This window comes from Laspinema palackyanum D2c, assembly GCF_025370875.1.
Classification (GTDB): Bacteria; Cyanobacteriota; Cyanobacteriia; order Cyanobacteriales; family Laspinemataceae; genus Laspinema; species Laspinema palackyanum.
Genome location: NZ_JAMXFD010000032.1, coordinates 43,173 through 60,391 on the forward strand (window position 1 = coordinate 43,173; position 17,219 = coordinate 60,391).

The 17,219-nt window shown below is 47.2% G+C and carries 12 protein-coding genes; 7 read left to right on the forward strand and 5 right to left on the reverse strand.

All coding sequences use genetic code 11. The features are described 5' to 3' along the window. The first annotated feature begins 178 nt into the window (after window positions 1-178). The 4 genes from NG795_RS24855 to NG795_RS24870 all read left to right on the forward strand — a co-directional run bounded on the left by NG795_RS24855 (window position 179) and on the right by NG795_RS24870 (window position 6,990). The gene (locus NG795_RS24855; protein ID WP_367291302.1) at window positions 179-1,219 is read left to right on the forward strand and encodes an aspartate-semialdehyde dehydrogenase; all 1,041 of its coding nucleotides are present in this window, start codon (window positions 179-181) and stop codon (window positions 1,217-1,219) included. 407 nt (window positions 1,220-1,626) lie between these two features. After that, window positions 1,627-2,511, forward strand: a complete 885-nt coding sequence (gene dapA / locus NG795_RS24860; RefSeq protein ID WP_367291313.1) for a 4-hydroxy-tetrahydrodipicolinate synthase — start codon at window positions 1,627-1,629, stop codon at window positions 2,509-2,511. Window positions 2,512-2,631: 120 nt separating this feature from the next. Continuing rightward, window positions 2,632-4,467, forward strand: a complete 1,836-nt coding sequence (locus NG795_RS24865) for a ribonuclease J (RefSeq protein WP_367291303.1) — start codon at window positions 2,632-2,634, stop codon at window positions 4,465-4,467. Window positions 4,468-4,857: 390 nt separating this feature from the next. After that, window positions 4,858-6,990, forward strand: a complete 2,133-nt coding sequence (locus NG795_RS24870; RefSeq protein ID WP_367291304.1) for a WD40 domain-containing protein — start codon at window positions 4,858-4,860, stop codon at window positions 6,988-6,990. Window positions 6,991-7,268: 278 nt separating this feature from the next. On the opposite strand, the gene NG795_RS24875 is transcribed toward NG795_RS24870, so the two are convergent. From NG795_RS24875 to NG795_RS24890, 4 genes are all read right to left on the reverse strand, one after another. After that, a complete protein-coding gene (locus NG795_RS24875; RefSeq protein ID WP_367291305.1) occupies window positions 7,269-7,481 on the reverse strand; it encodes a type II toxin-antitoxin system HicB family antitoxin in 213 nt (70 codons plus the stop codon). A gap of 189 nt (window positions 7,482-7,670) precedes the next feature. Beyond that, window positions 7,671-8,162: a PIN domain-containing protein gene (locus NG795_RS24880; RefSeq protein WP_367291306.1), complete on the reverse strand. Its 492-nt coding sequence runs from the start codon at window positions 8,160-8,162 to the stop codon at window positions 7,671-7,673. After that, window positions 8,159-8,458 (reverse strand): hypothetical protein, encoded by a 300-nt coding sequence (locus NG795_RS24885; protein ID WP_367291307.1) that lies wholly within the window; start codon window positions 8,456-8,458, stop codon window positions 8,159-8,161. Before NG795_RS24885 ends, NG795_RS24880 begins: the two co-directional genes overlap by 4 nt. 88 nt (window positions 8,459-8,546) lie before the next feature. Then, window positions 8,547-12,530 (reverse strand): magnesium chelatase subunit H, encoded by a 3,984-nt coding sequence (locus NG795_RS24890; RefSeq protein ID WP_367291308.1) that lies wholly within the window; start codon window positions 12,528-12,530, stop codon window positions 8,547-8,549. Window positions 12,531-13,136: 606 nt separating this feature from the next. Here NG795_RS24890 and NG795_RS24895 point away from each other — a divergent pair. After that, on the forward strand, window positions 13,137-14,738 hold the full coding sequence (locus NG795_RS24895) for a hypothetical protein (RefSeq protein WP_367291309.1): 1,602 nt from the start codon (window positions 13,137-13,139) through the stop codon (window positions 14,736-14,738). An 85-nt stretch (window positions 14,739-14,823) separates the two neighbouring features. Here NG795_RS24895 and NG795_RS24900 read toward each other — a convergent pair whose 3' ends face one another. Further along, complete coding sequence (locus tag NG795_RS24900; protein ID WP_367291310.1) at window positions 14,824-15,300, reverse strand: ankyrin repeat domain-containing protein; 477 nt, start codon at window positions 15,298-15,300, stop codon at window positions 14,824-14,826. Window positions 15,301-15,399: 99 nt separating this feature from the next. Here NG795_RS24900 and NG795_RS24905 point away from each other — a divergent pair, with 99 nt between their 5' ends. Together NG795_RS24905 and NG795_RS24910 are read left to right on the forward strand one after the other, a co-directional pair. Next, window positions 15,400-16,674: a glycosyltransferase family protein gene (locus NG795_RS24905; protein ID WP_367291311.1), complete on the forward strand. Its 1,275-nt coding sequence runs from the start codon at window positions 15,400-15,402 to the stop codon at window positions 16,672-16,674. Window positions 16,675-16,845: 171 nt separating this feature from the next. Next, window positions 16,846-17,172 carry an RpnC/YadD family protein gene (locus NG795_RS24910; protein WP_367291312.1) on the forward strand — a complete coding sequence of 109 codons (327 nt, stop codon included), beginning with the start codon at window positions 16,846-16,848 and terminating at the stop codon, window positions 17,170-17,172. Window positions 17,173-17,219: the final 47 nt, after the last annotated feature.

The window sequence follows — 17,219 nt, forward strand, 5'->3', positions numbered from 1 at the left end:
AATCCCAAACCAGACTCTTTAAGATCTAGAGGTGGAAGTTAATTCCCCGGCACGGCTCACTGCCTCGGCCCTTTTAAAACTGATGTAAGGAAAACACCCGATATCCATTTAAGACCTATTTGAATCGCATCTATTATTACTCAAGACTCATATCTGAACATAGTTGGAGGACTGTCATTTGTCGAAATCTTATAAAGTAGCCATTCTCGGCGCAACGGGTGCCGTGGGCACTGAATTGTTAGAGTTGCTGGACTCTCGCGCCTTTCCGATGTCGGATTTAAAGCTGTTGGCTTCCCCGCGATCGGCAGGCAAAACCTTGACTTTCCGAGGGGAAGAAATTCCCGTGGAAGTGGTCGAAGAAAGTTCGTTTAAGAACGTGGATGTGGTCCTGGCTTCAGCCGGTGGGTCCACGTCTAAGGCTTGGGCCTCCAAAGCAGTGGCTGCTGGTGCTGTGGTGGTGGATAACTCCAGTGCCTTTCGCATGGATCCGAATGTCCCCCTGGTGGTTCCAGAAGTGAACCCAGAAGCAGCAGCGCACCATCAAGGCATTATTGCTAATCCCAATTGCACAACCATTTTGATGGCGGTGGCGGTATGGCCCCTGCATCAAGTCCAGCCGGTACAGCGGATTGTGGCAGCAACTTACCAATCTGCCAGTGGTGCCGGTGCCCGGGCGATGGAAGAAATGAAGGAGCAGGCGACGGCTATTCTGCAAGGTCAGACGCCAAAAACGGATATTTTCCCTTACCCGTTAGCGTTTAATTTGTTCCCGCATAATTCCCCCCTGAATGACCAAGGGTATTGCGAGGAAGAAATGAAAATGGTCAATGAGACTCGCAAAATATTTGGGGATCCTGACATTAGAATTAGTCCAACTTGTGTGCGAGTTCCTGTGCTGCGAGCGCATTCGGAGGCGTTGAACTTAGAATTTGCCCAGCCTTTTAGTGTGGCAAAGGCTCGGGAAATTTTAGCTGCTGCTCCTGGAGTTAAGTTGGTGGAAGACTGGCAGGCGAATTATTTCCCGATGCCGATGGAGGCGACGGGTCGTGATGAAGTGTTGGTGGGTCGGATCCGCCAGGATATTTCTGGGCCGAATGGGTTAGAACTTTGGCTAAGTGGCGATCAAATTCGCAAGGGGGCCGCGTTAAATGCGGTGCAAATTGCTGAATTGTTGGTGGCTCGAAATTGGATTCGACCGGCAGCGGCTGTCTCTGCTTAGAATGCCGGAGGCAGTGTCATCGGCAATCTGACTGGGAGTCAAGGTTCGAGGTTAGCACGGATGTTGTAGTCCGGGATTGGGGCGATCGCCCTTTGGAGTTCCTTTCTGTAGGGTCGGAAATGATGCTCAGTCTATACCCCTTGGTGAGTCTGGGTGTTGAACGGTTCCTCTGAAACGGCGATCGCCTCGCCGGACTTGCTCGATCCAGTCTGCACCGATGGCTAGATGCTATGCAGGGGGAACAGCATCAACCATGACAGATGTGGGATTGCGTTCCATCGGTTAGAGTTTACAGTTTGACCTAGGGTCGAAGTTTCATGCCTTGGGGAAAGACTCCTCCAAACAGCGCGATCGCGACCCGATTGATCAATAACCTGAATACACAATTGATAAACAATAAGGAGAGCGTGGTGAATTTCGGACGAGTTGTCACCGCAATGATTACACCGTTTAATGCAGACGGTAGCGTGAACTATGGGGTTACAGAAAAGCTGGCCGCTCATTTAGTCGAACATGGGACTGATGCAGTGCTCGTTTGTGGCACAACAGGAGAATCACCGACCCTAACCTGGGATGAAGAGTATGAATTATTCCAGGTGGTGAAAAAGGCTGTAGGTAGCCGAGGGAAAGTGATTGCTGGAACCGGATCGAATTCTACCCGGGAGGCGATCGCAGCAACTCAAAAAGCTGCTAATATAGGATTAGATGGCTCGCTGCAAGTTGTTCCCTATTACAACAAACCCCCCCAAGAAGGGTTATATCGGCACTTTAAGGCGATCGCGCAAAGCTGCCCGGATTTCCCCATCATGCTCTATAACATTCCCGGACGCACCGGCCAAAACCTGCTTCCGGAAACCGTTGCCCGTCTTGCCGAAATTCCTAACATTGTGGCAATTAAAGAAGCCAGTGGCAGCTTAGACCAAGCCAGCTTGGTGAGAAGCCTGACCCCACCCGAATTTCAAATTTATTCTGGGGATGATTCTTTAACTTTACCCTTGTTATCCATCGGGGCTGCCGGAGTGGTCAGCGTTGCCTCGCATCTCGTCGGAGAGACCCTCCAATCCATGATTCAAGCTTATGAAACCGGGAAAACCCAAGAAGCAACCCAGCTTCACCTCAAGCTTTTACCCTTATTCAAAGCCCTATTTACCACCACCAATCCCATTCCCCTTAAGTGTGCCTTAACCCTTCAAGGGTGGGACGTGGGTTCGACTCGTCCCCCGCTGTGCGAAGCATCGGATGAAGTCAAAAAATCATTAGAGATCGTGATGCAGCAGATGAATTTGCTGTAACTCTAACCCAAAGAAACACCGATGCACTTTTTGGTCATCGGTTATAAATTCTCCTCTTTGTTTCATCACAAACCAACCAACCCTCGATAACCAATCAACCATAAAAGAGAACACAGAAAAATGACTAACAGCCCTATTACACTAGCCAAAGAAAAGAAAACCGTGAGTAAAAATGGCTCCGCGAAGGGGTCCGCACCCACCCTGAAAATTATTCCCTTGGGTGGATTGCATGAAATCGGCAAGAATACTTGCGTCTTTGAGTTTGAGGACGAAATCATCCTCGTTGATGCCGGTTTAGCCTTCCCCACCGATGGGATGCATGGGGTGAATATCGTCCTCCCGGATATGACCTACCTCCGGGACAATCGCGATAAAATCAAAGGCATGGTCGTTACTCATGGTCATGAGGACCACATTGGCGGGATTGCCTTTCATTTAAAACAGTTTGATATTCCGGTGATTTATGGTCCCCGCTTGGCAATGAGCTTGCTGGAAGGCAAGTTAGAAGAAGCCGGAGTCAGCGATCGCACCGAACTCAGAACCGTTTCCCCTCGGGATGTGGTCCGCTTTGGTAAACATTTTGTTGTCGAATATATTCGCAATACCCACTCGATGGCGGATAGCTTTACCGTGGCGATTCATACTCCCGTCGGCATCGTGATCCACACTGGCGACTTCAAAATCGACCATACCCCCGTTGATGGCGAACAGTTCGACTTGCAACGACTGGCGGAATATGGGGAGAAAGGGGTCCTCTGCCTGATTAGTGATTCCACCAACGCTGAAGTCCCTGGTTATACTCCATCGGAGCGATCGGTATATCCCAATCTCGATCGCGTCTTTTCTCAAGCCGAAGGTCGCATCCTAGTCACCACCTTTGCCTCCTCGGTGCATCGCCTGAATATTATTCTGGACTTGGCGAAAAAACAAGGACGCACCGTCTGCGTGGTCGGCAGGTCCATGCTCAATGTCATCGCACACGCCCGCAACCTAGGATATATTAAGTGCGAAGATAGTTTGTTTCTCCCCTTGCACGCTATTCGCTCCTTACCGGACGATAAAGTGCTAATCTTGACCACTGGCTCTCAAGGTGAACCCATGTCTGCCCTGACCCGAATTGCCAATGGGGAACATCGCAAAATCAAAATTCGCAAGGGAGATACAGTGGTATTTTCAGCGAATCCGATTCCCGGTAATACGATTGCCGTGGTGAATACTATCGATAAGCTGATGATCCAAGGAGCAAATGTGATATACGGACGGAATCAAGGGATTCACGTTTCCGGTCACGGTTGCCAAGAAGAGCATAAGTTGATGATTGCCTTAACACGTCCAAAATTCTTCCTCCCGGTTCATGGCGAGCATCGGATGCTAGTGCAACACTCAAAAATCGCACAAAGCATGGGAATTCCGGCAGAAAATATGGTGATTATCAATAATGGTGATGTCGTTGGTTTAACGACAGAAAGTATCGGCATTATTGATAAAGTTCCCTCGGGAATTGAACTGGTGGATGCCTCCCGTTCTGGGGTGGTCAAGGATGAAGTGCTCAAAGAACGTCAACAGTTGGCAGCGGATGGAGTGGTTACCATTGCAGCGGCGATCGGTTGGGATGGTAAACTAGCGGCGGACACAGCAACTCACTTGCGCGGGGTGGTGTCATCCATTGAGCCGAATCTGCTGAAAAAATGGATTAGTCAAACGATTGAAGGGGTTTTGAGCGATCGCTGGTCTGAGTTCTCTCGCACCCTGGAAGATGGTACTCCCGAAGTGGACTGGATGGGGCTACAAAATCACATTGAGCGAGATATTCAACGGATGTTACGCCGGGAACTGCAAAGTAATCCGTTGTTAGTGTTCTTGATGCAAAATCCCCAAGAACCGCCGACGGTACAGGAACAACCTGCTACCACTGGACGCCGACGCACGCGATCGACTGCGAAGGTGGCGTCTTAGTCTTAGAAAAAGCCCCCAGGCTCAAGCCTGGGGCTATACAAACAAAGCCCGCCTGCGCGGGCTAATTTTTTGGAGTTATATCAAATCCGATTGTAACAAGCTAGTGCTGTGGATTGGAAAAAGCTCAAGTTCGTTCCTCTCGCTCCCAGCGTAACCATATTGGTCTAGCAATTCGTGCTTTCCTGCGTTTATTCATGTATTGGTTCAATACTGGCATTAGTTGGTATGAGTCTAAGCTGCAAGTTATTCGATCGGCTGTGCGCTCTTATTTGGAGGCCCCCTGGGTTACTTTTTCTCCAACTGCGTCACTCCTGGATCTGAAAGAGTGAATTAAGGTAAAGTAATGGAAAGCGCTGTTTTTAAACTCTACTGGATCCGGAGTAGCTTGCTATGACCGAGGGAAATCTGCTCGAAAAAGCCAAACAGGGAGATGCCCAGGCGATCGCTGTTCTGATGAACCGCCAACTCCAACCCAAGGGCATCACGGTGAAAACTGCTCTCAAGGATGGCTGCCTACAGGTAATGTTGGAATCGCCCAAAGTGCCGAGCCAAAACGCTTTAGTTGGATGGGTGCGTAAATCGATGACAAGCTTGGGGGCTGCACCTATCAAGAAAATAAAGGTTTACGGGCGGCAGATAGGGAATGAGTTTCCGGCGTGGAGCGAAGAGTTTAACATCCCTCCACAACCCTTGTCTGTATCCGATCCAACAGACTCTCAATCCGTGAGTTCCAAAGTATCCACAACCCGAAAGCAGCTAACTCTTGAAGAACGGGCCCGTGAAGGAGATAGTGAGGCAATCACCTTACTTTTAAACCGTGCCTTAGCAGACAACAGCATGAGGGCAAAAGCCAGCTTAACAAATAAAAAATTACAAGTGATGGTTGAGTCGGCTGAAATACCCGAGGAAACTATTGCTGTAGAATTGATAGGCAAAGAGCTTGAAAACCTAAATTTAAAAGATATAGAAATAGTTAATATTTATGGGCGAGAATTAGGAGATGATTTTCCCGCTTGGAGTCAAAATCTCAAAATCAACCAGGAAGAAGTTTCCACTTCAACTTCAAATAGCGAGAGCAAAATTTCATCGAATCAAGAGCGAGATAGTTCCGAAGCCAGTTTAGGGATCGATGATAAAAAAAGTGTTGCGGATAAAGAAGTTAACGATAGGAACCGTTCTCATTATGAAATAGCAGGAGTGGGAGAGAGTTTACGATTAACCCGAACTAGAGTAATTATAACTCCTAAAGGTTTAATGGGTTTTGCCAGTAAAGGGCTAAAGGGTAGTAAAGAAATCCCAATCAGTAGAATAACGGCAATTCAATTTAAGCCTGCTGGCGGTTTATTCAATGGATACATACAATTTTCTTTGATGGGAAGCAATGAAGCAAAAGGAGGGCTGTTGGAGGCTAGTAAAGATGAAAATACAGTTATGTTTACCTCTGATCAACAGCCTAACTTTTATGAGGCAAAGCAATATATAGACAGTGTTATAGATGGTGAATCCATAGATTTTTACAGATTAAACATATTAGAAGAGCCAAATATAAATACAACAAGAAGCAACAATTTAAGTAATTCAAATCAAGAAAAAAACGCTTCTTTAAGTAATTCTATTACACCGTCTTGGAACTGTGTATATACATTTAAAAATCCTAATTCATTGGCATGGGTGACTTCCTTAGATATTAATTATGATGGAGAGATTGTTGTAATTGGCTATCAAGACTGCACCATAAAGCTGTGGCACTTGAAAAGAAGGGAAGAAATTTGTACTTTGACAGGACACAGTAAATCTATTCGTGCAGTCACTTTCAGTCCTGACGGGAGAATGGTGGTCAGTGGTAGTGATGATAAGCAAATCAAGATTTGGGATGTTGAAACAGGTAAAATAATTTATACTCTGACTGGGCATTCTAAAGCCGTTACAGCAGTGGCATTTAGCCCGAATGGAGAAACGTTAGTTACTGGAAGTGATGATTGCACTATCAAACTATGGAGTTTAAAAACAAAGAAAGAACAGCAGACGCTTTCCGGGCATTCTGGCTATGTACAATCAGTAGATGTTAGCCCAGATGGTGAAACGGTAGTTAGTGGCGGTTGTGACTTTAATGTAAAAATATGGAAAATAAAAGAAGGAAGAGTTTTAAATTTATCATCTCATAAAGGTTTTATTCAATCTGTAAAAGTAAGTCCTGATGGTCAAACTATTGCGAGTGGAGGTTTTGACGATGCTATCAAACTTTGGAACTTGACCAATGGAGAACCAATACGCACACTTTCTGGGCAACCGGGGCGGAGCGAGGGTGTTCAGTGTGTTGCTTTTAGTCCTGATGGTGCGCTTCTAGCTACTGCCAGTGGAAGCCATAAAACTATTAAATTATGGGATTGGCTGAATGGAGAACTGTTCTGCACACTTTCTGATCATATAAAAGGTGTTTATGCAGTGAGTTTTACTCCTGATAGTAAAACGTTGATTAGTGGAAGTAGGGACCAAACTATTAAGGTTTGGCAGGCTGAGTAGCTCTACCCCTTTTAAATTAACTGAACACAATCACTGAGGGGGCTAAAGTCCAAGCAATCGGGAAAGAGTTCGTCCCATGATGGAACTTCCTCCAGAAAATGTCCTCGGAAATTACCGTCTCGATCGCCTCGACTGGTTGAATTGGCAGGGACGATAAATCAATCGGGGATTAATGACTCTAACTCTATTCTATCCCTTCAATCCGCTCCTCCACTTCTTGATACAACTAGCGCAGGCGGAAAGAATGGGGACTCAGATTCAACAAAGGTTGCTGAATTTTAAGCAAACAGCAACCTTCCTTTCGGTTGCGGAATCGGACGCCCTAATGCTTGCGCCGTCTCCATCCACTCCTGCATAATGACTTCTACATGGGTCAACGCTTCCTGATAGGTTGCACCATCAGCAGCACAACCGGCTAATTCCGGCACTTCCGCAATAAATGCCTCGTCCTCTTGACTCCAATACATGATAATTTCATACCGTAACATCATGATTGACCTCCGCTTTGGTCCTGAATCACAACCCCATAGACAAAAAGAGTTCTACAATTCAGTCGAGATAATAGTTTTCCTTCCGGGACAGAAAAGGGATAACTCCTCATAGTGAATCAATTGCCCTTTATGAAGTGAATAAAAAATTTCCTTCGTTAAAACCATAGCAAAATCGCTTTTTGTTTCCTCCTATAAGGATCGAAGATGATTAAAGTTAATTGTATCAATTCCCATGTTGTGCAGAGAATTCGATAATTTAAAATCGTCCGTGAGTACCAGATATTTATTTCGGGCAACTTCGATAATTCCGCAATCAGTCAACCCAAACTCCTTAAAATTATCTGCCCTTCCTACCGTTGCACTTTCAATATAAAATTCATCTAGCTTGGTGAGTCCTTGCCCCAGGATTTGCAAACATTGAGAGCGTTCTGGTTCGCGAATTTGATTGACAAGGCTATTGACTTCTGTTAGAATGTTAGGAGTAGTGACTGTCTTATTGAAATACTCTAAGACTTCTAAAATTACATCATAATCTTCGGGTAAAAAATTTTCGGTTCTGTTAAATTTTGAAATGCGACTTCTGTTGACAGTGCCTACGCACCATAGCAAAAGGATATTAGTATCTATCAATATACCTTTGCGTTTATAGTGTTTAAACAGTTGGCTAACATAATCGTTCATACTTCTCTAATTTTCATGGATTCTACGTTTCCCGTGTCAGCATTAATTTTAAAAATTTTATAATTCCTTTCCCATTCTTTCGTCTTTACTAAAACTTCTGGAATTAACGGATTTCTCATCGCCGATTTTGGCAAATCATATCCAATTGTAACAAACCAGTATTTTTTATCTTCTGAAAGTTCAACTTCTTCCAACCTTAAATCCTGGATGTCCAATGGGCCATTTTGACTCATCAAATCTTGCACGGAATTAAAATAATCTTGGGCAGCAATGACTGCTTTTCGCACGTCAATCATGGTAAACTCTCCAGGTTAGTGTTTTTCACTCTTACAGTTCTAGAAGGGGCAGATGCTTCCATCTGCCCCACCCTAAATCAAACTAACTCTATTCTATCCCTTCAATCCGGTCCTCCACTTCTTGATACAACTCGCGCAGGCGGTCTAAATTCTCCTCACTGGTTTCCCAGTACCCGCGTCCATTGGCTTCTAGCAAGGTGGTCACCATCTTGCGGAACGAGTTCGGATTCAGGTTCAGCAGGCGTTTCTGCATCTCCTCATCCTTCATAAAGGTCTCGTTCGCTTCCTCATACACCCAGTTATCCACGGCACCGGCTGTGGCACTCCATCCCATCGTATTCACGAGGCGTTTTGAGAGTTCCCGCACTCCTTCGTATCCGTGGGAGAGCATTCCCTCATACCACTTGGGATTGAGCATCTTGGTGCGCGTATCTAAGCGGACCGTTTCCGATAGGGTTCGCACTTGGGCGTTGGCGGTGGTGGTGTCGGCGATGTATGCCGCAGGTTTCTTGCCGTCGCCGCGTAAGGTGCCGATGACTTTGGTGGGGTCGGAATCGAAGTAGTGAGAAACGTCGGTGAGACTGATTTCCGAAGAATCCAAGTTTTGGAATGTGACATCGGCAGTTTTCAAGGAGGACTCGAAAATCTGACGGTCCTGTTCCATTGTTCCCGGATTATCCGAGGAGAAGGCAAAGGATTTACGAGTGAGATACATTTCCTGTAACTCGTTCTCGCTTTCCCAGGTGCTATTCTCAACGGCTAAGTTGACGTTAGAGGCGTAGGAACCGGAAGCGTTAGAAAAGACGCGGGTGGCGGCTTGACGCAGGTTGATTCCCATCTCTTCCGCTTGTTTCATCGCGTGTTTACGGATGAAGTTCATTTCTAACGGTTCGTCAGCTTCGGCGGCCATTTTCACCGCTTTGTCTAACAGGTTCATTTGGTTGATGAACAAGTCGCGGAAGACGCCGGAACAGTTAATTACTACGTCGATGCGGGGACGTCCTAATTCTTCTAAGGATAGAAGTTCCAGTTTGTTGACTCGTCCCAAGGCATCGGGAACGGGTTTGACTCCCACCATCCACATGATTTGGGCGAGGGATTCCCCATAGGTTTTGATGTTATCGGTTCCCCAGAGGACGCAGGCGATGGTTTCGGGCCATTGTCCGTTGTTTTCCCGTCGTTGTCGGTCTAACAGGCGGTCTACGACGATTTTGGCCGAGGTGACGGCTGCGGCGGTGGGGATGGATTGGGGGTCGAGGGCGTGGATGTTTTTGCCGGTGGGGAGGACATCGGGGTTCCGGATGGGGTCGCCACCGGGTCCGGGGAGGACATATTCTCCTTCTAAGGCGCGTAATAAGGCCCCGAGTTCGTTGTCGGCGCAGATTTGCTGGAGGCAGAATTCCAGGTACTCAAACAGGGGTTTGAGGTCTTCTGTGCTGACGTTGGGATAGCCCGATTGATGGAGGGATTCCACCCAGGGGGCTTTTTTGCCCATGTTGAAAAAGTTGAGTTTGGAGACTTTGGAAACTCGTCCTTCAGCATCGGTTTGTTCTTGGACGAGGGCGGCGACGGCGGCGCGAGTGGCTTGGATAATGGCTTGTAAGAGTTCGACGTCTTCTAGGATGCCTTTATCGTTGTTGGCATAGAGTTCGTCGATGTCTCGTCCGATGCTGTTGGCGATAATCCGCAGCAGACTCTTGACGCCTTCTTCGTCGCGATCGAGGGAGGCGATGTTGACTAGGGTGGCGATCGCCTCTTCCGCAGAAGGCGGTTTCCCAATCACGTGCAACCCACAGGGTAACAACCGCGATTCGATTTCCATCAGCTTGCGGTAGACTTGACCCACCACATTATCCCGTTCCTCGGGAGTCAGTTCGATCGCATCTTTCTCCGGTAAGTTGATATCCTGATCCAAATTCACCAACCGGCATTTATCCATGATGGTGTTAACGATCGCCACTCCCCGTCCACTCTCTTTCAGAGTTTGATAGGACCCAATCAACTCATTCAGTTCTTGCAGTCCCTTGTATAACCCCGCATTCTCTGCCGGTGGCGTCAAATAGCTAATCGTTTCGGCATAAGACCGACGTTTGGCAATGGTCGCCTCAGAAGGATTATTAGCGGCGTAATAGTAGATATTCGGAATCTTGCCAATCAAGCTATCGGGATAACATTCCCCCGACATCCCCATCTGTTTCCCAGGCATAAATTCCAAGGACCCGTGAGTGCCAAAGTGAAGTACCGCATCGGCCCCCCAAATTTGCTCTAAATAGGTGTAATATGCAGCAAATCCATGATGCGGACTGGCCGATCGCGAGAATAGCAACCGCATCGGGTCACCTTCATACCCAAAGGTTGGCTGAATCCCGATAAAGACGTTTCCAAAGGACTTCCCATACACCAGCAAATTTTGTCCATCGGTGTTGAGATGTCCCGGAGGCGGTCCCCAGTTTTCTTGCAGTCGTTCGGAATAGGGGGTGAGTTTTTCATACTCTTCCACCGACATCCGATAAGCGACATTCAATTCCGGGCTATTGTACTGCGCTTGGGCATCGTGGATGACTTCCAGCATCAGCGCCTCAGCAGACTCAGGCAACTCCGGAAGGTCATACCCATTGCATTTGAGGGCTTTCATCACTTCATAGATGCTGCCGAACACATCCAAATAGGCAGCAGTTCCCACGTTGCCTTTATCCGGGGGGAAGCTAAAGATGGTGATCGCCAGTTTTTTATCCAGTTTCGGCTTCCGGCGCAGGGTTGCCCATTTAATTGCCCGTTGGGTAACGGTTTCGATGCGGTCCTGGAGGGCGATCGCCTTCCCGGTAGCCCCATCCCGTCCGGATAAAATAATCGGTTCGATCGCCCCATCCAATTCTGGAATCGCAATCTGTAGGGCCACTTGAATCGGGTGTAACCCCAAATCACTATCTTGCCATTCTTCCGTCGTTTGGAACACCAACGGCAATGCCACCATATAGGGCCGATTTAACCGTTTCAGAGACTCGATCGCCTTGGGATGGTCTTGACGGGCAGGACCTCCCACCAAAGCAAATCCGGTCAACGAAATCACGGTATCCACCAACGGCAGGGGTTCGACGCCTTTCGCGCCAACATCCCAGAAATAGGCATCCACAGGTTTAGAAAAGTCTAACCCGCCAGCAAATACTGGAATCGGGCGTGCCCCCAAGGCTTCAATTTCTTGAACCATTGCTACATAATGGGCATCATCCCCGGTCACCAGGTGGGTGCGTTGCAGCACTAACCCAATACAGGGGGCCAGAGGGTCTTTGAGGTCATCGGAGATGTCGTCGCGGCTGTTATACCAGTTCAGATAATCTTTAACGTCATCAAACATTTTCGGGGCTAAGGGATGCCAAACCCCCATATCCAGATAAACCACTGGATCCTGGAATTTCACCGTTTGCTGACCTTTGAAGACATATTTATCCGCCAACATCAGCAGGAAATTTTCCAGGTTTTCCGAGGACCCCCCCAACCAATATTGGAAACTCAGCATGAAGTTGCGGGCATCCTGGGCCTTGTCCATCGGTAGATATTTCAGGACTTTGGGCAAGGTTTGCAGCAACTTGAGCATTCCATCTTGGAAGGAACTCCCAGATTTTTCCTTGCGCTTTTTCATAAATTGCCCGATCGCACTCTTGGATTGACCCAATTGCGCCATCGAGAAACTGCCCATTTTATTCAGACGCATCACCTCCGGCATGGAGGGAAACACCACCGCGACATCCAGGCGATCGCGGTGGGGCTCGACTGCGGCAGTCACTTTTTGGGCTAAATCTTCAATGAAAATTAGGGAAGCAATAAAAACATTTGCCGTGGCTAGATCCTGCTTAAAAGCCTCGTAGTTATTCGAGTCACGCAGTTCTTCTATCAAGTAACCACTGATTTCAATGGCTAAATTTTGGTTATTTTCGTTGATTGATCGAACCGCAGACGATAAAGCACTCTGATACTGGGCTTCTAGCACGACATAGACCACCTTCAGTAAAGAACGCCCTCTGAGTTCATCCGGGGCAATGTGTCGAATGGTGGGCTTGACGTGAGTGAACATGAAGTTTGGCTCCTTTTAGATGCGCGTCCAGCAATTTAGCAGATAGGTTTCGAGCGTCGAAGTTAGGGTCTAGCCCGTCCAACGCAACAGTGGCAACTGTAAGAGTTTTTACCAAAAAATGCGTCTCTCTGGGGGCTTTTAGCCCGGATCCGACACAATTCGATAAGAAACGATTGCCAATTGTGTAGTTTTGTTAAGTTTATTAGCAGGTATTTACTTTACCATGTCGGTTACAGAAATTCACAATCTTCCCAAATTTAGTAGGGTGTCGTCATGGGTTTAACAGATTGGTGATTACTTATTACAGTAATGTAACAGGCTGAAGAAAAGTGGAGGGTGGAGTTGCCGGAAGAGACAAGAGTCTGCTGCCATGAGCATCGGGTGAAAGTGAGGTAAAAAAGCCAACGCTACAATGGGCTACAATTATCCGCTCACCCGGATCAAATCAAGGGATGGGTTATCTAGGGGCCCCCGTAATCACGACCCGGTTAATCTTTTTAAAAGAATAAACCGTCCCTAGAGCGGAAACGAAATTATTAAGATAGAATACGGACGATATCCGTCAACAACTGACGGGTAAAATTTTTCTGGTGTGGGGAAATTACCATGAGTTTTGCGGTTTACAACGAAACTTTTTACTTGGCGAATAATCTGGATGTTAAACAAGCGGTTAATGCCGGAATCTTTACATCCGGGCTGAGCCACTTCCAAATATTTGGTTTGGGGGAAGGAAGAGTCCAAGTTTCTCAATTTTATGACGAAGCGACTTATTTGCGGAACAATCCGGATGTCGCAGCGGCGGTGAGTAATCGAACGCTAACTTCTGGCTTGCAACATTTCATTCTATTAGGGGAAGCAGAAGGACGGGTGAATATTTCCCCGCTGTGGAACGAAAGCACTTATTTATCCGTAAACTCTGATGTAGCCGGGGCGGTGAATAGTGGACTTTTGGCCTCGGGATTGCAACACTTTCTGGCCCTGGGACAAGCCGAAGGACGTCCAGGCGGACCCAGCAGCATTTCCTTGACCCCTGCCGGGTTTAATGAATCCGCTTATTTAGCCATAAATGCCGATGTCCGAACCGCCGTGGAGTCGGGGGTACTCAGTTCAGGATTAGCGCACTATCAAAGTTTTGGACAATTTGAACCGAATCGGGCTGGGGTTTTCCTAGGTACCCCTGGCAGTGATACGATTAATTCTTTTGGACAAGCTACTGGCATTATCGGCGTGGGACTTTCTAATATTACCCCCTTGGGGATTGGTGGACTGGATGGAAATCCCACCAGTTTAGGAGGGGGAGAAATCGACAGTTTAATTGGAGGAACGGGAGTCGATATTTTTAATCTGGGATTCGGGATTACTCCGTTAAAACCCACCCCACAGAAATTGTATGTGGGACAGGGAAATTTGGACTACGCCCTGATTAAAAACTTTCAGATAGAGAAAGATTTAATTCTGCTGGCGGGGGAACCGAGGGAGTATCGGTTTGATGCCGCTAATGGAAATTTCCTAATCTCTACCGCAGGGGGTGATGTAGTCGGAATTGTAGAAGGAGTCACCAATCTGCAAATTAGAAATATCTTTAATGATGGCACTTTTATACTATCCGGTGGAGGAGGGTCCTTAATCACCGAAGTTCCGGGTTTCAACGATAGGGTTTATTTAGCCGTAAACCGGGATGTAGCCTCGGCAGTTGCAGCCGGAGTTTTCTCCTCTGGATTAGCCCATTATCAACAATTTGGCCAGAATGAAGGCCGATTTGGGGTGTTTACCGGGTCCAATGCCAACGATGAAATTACCGGATTTGGTCAGAATACAAGTCTGGTGGGAGTCGGATTAACGGTGGTGGCGGATTCGCCCAACCAAGATGTCCTGATTACCAGTCAGGGAACGGGTCAGATTGATGTATTGATCGGCAGTTCTGGGGCTGATACATTTGTTTTGGGGACGGGGATTAGCTTTGCGAATTCGGTGATTCAACCATTCTATATCGGGAATGGAAATGAAGATTATGCCTTGATTCGCAACTTTGAACCTGGAAAGGATCAGATTCAGTTAGGGGGGAATCCAGAGGAATATACTTTCCAAGCAGCCAATGGCAATTTAAACATTTTCCGCAATCCGGGGGATTTAGTCGGAATTGTCGAAGGGGTGACTAATATCGGGGTAACGCAAACGTTTACGACGGGACGATTCTTGATGAGTTAAACTGACACCAGGGGTCGGTATCGGTTGTGCTGACGAAAAACCGGATGGAGATTGCCATCCGGTTTGGGTTTAGGGAGGATTCCAGTTAGGTGCGATCGCGCGCTTGTTTAATCAGTTCCACAATCTTGGGATGACCTTCCTCTGCCGCCCAAACCAACGCCGTCCATTTATTGCGGTCCTGCGCCCGAATATCTGCACCGCGATCGATTAAACATTGTACCACATCTCCCTGTCCATTTCCGGCAGCCGTAATTAAAGCCGTCACCCCAAACTCACTTTGAGCATTGATATCTGCACCTGCGGCAATTAATGCCTTGACCACCTCCAGTTTACCCGAACCGGATGCACTCATCAACGCCGTCCATCCGTCATTATCGGCATTGTTAGCATCGGCACCGGCATCGAGTAATAATTGTACCAGTTCCAGATTACCAGCCTCCGCAGCAGCGGTTAATGCCGTTAATCCATCAGCATCTTTTTCATTGACATCCGCATTTCCCTGGAGTAACGCCTCCACCGAGGATTTTTCTCCAGTTTTAATCGCCTCGATTAACTCAGTCATCCCTGATCTCCTCTGTGATTATAAGGTGATTAACTACCCACAACGTCTGATATTCTATCGAGAATCTAAACCCTAAACTTTAAACTGTAAATCTTGCTCATGACAGCGATCGATATTGTAATTTTGTCGAATGGTCCTGGAGAATTAGCCACCTGGGTGCGTCCCGTGGTTCGCGCCTTGGCACAACAACTGGGCGATCGCACAGAAGAGGTGCGGATTTCCTTGGTTCTGTCCCCTTGCCCCCATGCTACAGGAAAAGAAGCCGCGATCGCCCGGTCCTATCCAGAAATTGACCGAGTACAAGAGGCAGAACACTTTTGGCCCTTTTTAATTAGGGGAAAAACTGCCGAAAATTGGGACTGGCGAGAAAAAGGGGTAGTTCTGTTCCTCGGAGGTGACCAATTTTTTACCCTCATCCTCGGCAAGCGCTTGGGTTATCGGACTGTTATCTATGCCGAACGGGAAGCGCGATGGCAACCCTGGATTAATCGTTTTGCCGTGATGAATGGTCAGGTGCAACCCCAGGATTCTCAGAAATATGGCCATAAATTTACCATTGTCGGGGATTTAATTGCCGATGTTGCTCAAGATTGGGGAAACCAAGACGAGGAAAGAGGAGAATGGGGGGAGGCAGAGGAACTGATTGGACTGCTGCCTGGGTCGAAACCTGCCAAACTGATGCAGGGAGTTCCCTTGTGTCTGGCGATCGCTGAATGTATCCATCAAGTGCGACCCCAGACTCAATTTGTGATACCCGTTGCGCCAACCTTAGAGATAGAAACCCTAGCACAATTTGCCAATCCGCAGGAGAATCCTATCCTCAAATTAGTCAAGGGTACTCCTGGGGAGTTAAAACTAGAAGATAACAACAGGATGGCGTATTTGGAAACCGCCAGTGGATTGAGAGTGGAACTTTGGAGGCGATCGCCCGCTTATGACCTCCTCTCCCAATGTACCCTCTGCCTCACCACCGTTGGTGCCAACACTGCCGAACTCGGTTCCCTCGGCATCCCCATGATCATCCTCTTACCCACCCAACAACTAGACGCCATGCGCGCCTGGGATGGATTACCCGGAATCTTAGCCAACTTACCTTTATTCGGCACAATCTTTGCCAAACTAATTAACAGCCTCGTCTTACGTCAAGGCAAACTCTTTGCATGGCCCAACATTTGGGCAAACGCAGAAATTGTCCCCGAACTCGTCGGAAAATTGCAACCCCAACAAGTCGCTGCGATCGTCTTAGATTGGTTAGAAAACCCCGAGAAATTACAACTCATCCGAGATAAATTACACGCAGTCCGAGGACAACCCGGTGCCGCCCATCACATCGCTCACATTACCCTAGAAGAAATACAAGCCCAATTAAATTAACCCACACCCTATCGGGGCAATTCCCAACTTGCCCCCTATTTTTCAACCCCAAAATAGGCTTAAAACCATCTCCAAATTTTTATGAAAATATAACAAAAACCCTAGCCACTCCTTTAATTTTTTTTGTATAATAAAATAACATTCGCTTCAAAATCATCAGGAGGAATCAGGGTGAATACCCCTAACGCCAACTATGACCAAACTTGGAAAGAAGCCTTAGAAGACTATCTCGAACCCTTCATGGCCTTCTTTTTCCCAGAAGTTCATAATCTCATTGATTGGAGCCGAGGATACGAATCCTTGGACAAAGAACTGCAACAAATTACCCCCACCGCAACCAGTGGAGAAAGAGAAGCAGATAAACTCTTCAAAGTCTGGCAAAAAAATGGAGAATCAGCCTATATTTTGATTCATATCGAAGTCCAGAGTCAAGAAGAGTCAGTTTTTCCCGAACGGATGTACATCTACCTTACGGTTCGCTCATTTTTAAAAAAGTAAAAAAGATGGCAATTAAATTGGATTTTGATGACAAAAAAACAAAAGAG

Coding starts and splice junctions, on each gene's coding strand:
- NG795_RS24865 (WP_367291303.1), top strand. CDS start 2,632: ATGACTAACAGCCCTATTACACTAGCCAAAGAAAAGAAAACCGTGAGT.
- NG795_RS24870 (WP_367291304.1), top strand. CDS start 4,858: ATGACCGAGGGAAATCTGCTCGAAAAAGCCAAACAGGGAGATGCCCAG.
- NG795_RS24875 (WP_367291305.1), bottom strand. CDS start 7,481: ATGATGTTACGGTATGAAATTATCATGTATTGGAGTCAAGAGGACGAG.
- NG795_RS24880 (WP_367291306.1), bottom strand. CDS start 8,162: ATGAACGATTATGTTAGCCAACTGTTTAAACACTATAAACGCAAAGGT.
- NG795_RS24885 (WP_367291307.1), bottom strand. CDS start 8,458: ATGATTGACGTGCGAAAAGCAGTCATTGCTGCCCAAGATTATTTTAAT.
- NG795_RS24890 (WP_367291308.1), bottom strand. CDS start 12,530: ATGTTCACTCACGTCAAGCCCACCATTCGACACATTGCCCCGGATGAA.
- NG795_RS24895 (WP_367291309.1), top strand. CDS start 13,137: ATGAGTTTTGCGGTTTACAACGAAACTTTTTACTTGGCGAATAATCTG.
- NG795_RS24900 (WP_367291310.1), bottom strand. CDS start 15,300: ATGACTGAGTTAATCGAGGCGATTAAAACTGGAGAAAAATCCTCGGTG.
- NG795_RS24905 (WP_367291311.1), top strand. CDS start 15,400: ATGACAGCGATCGATATTGTAATTTTGTCGAATGGTCCTGGAGAATTA.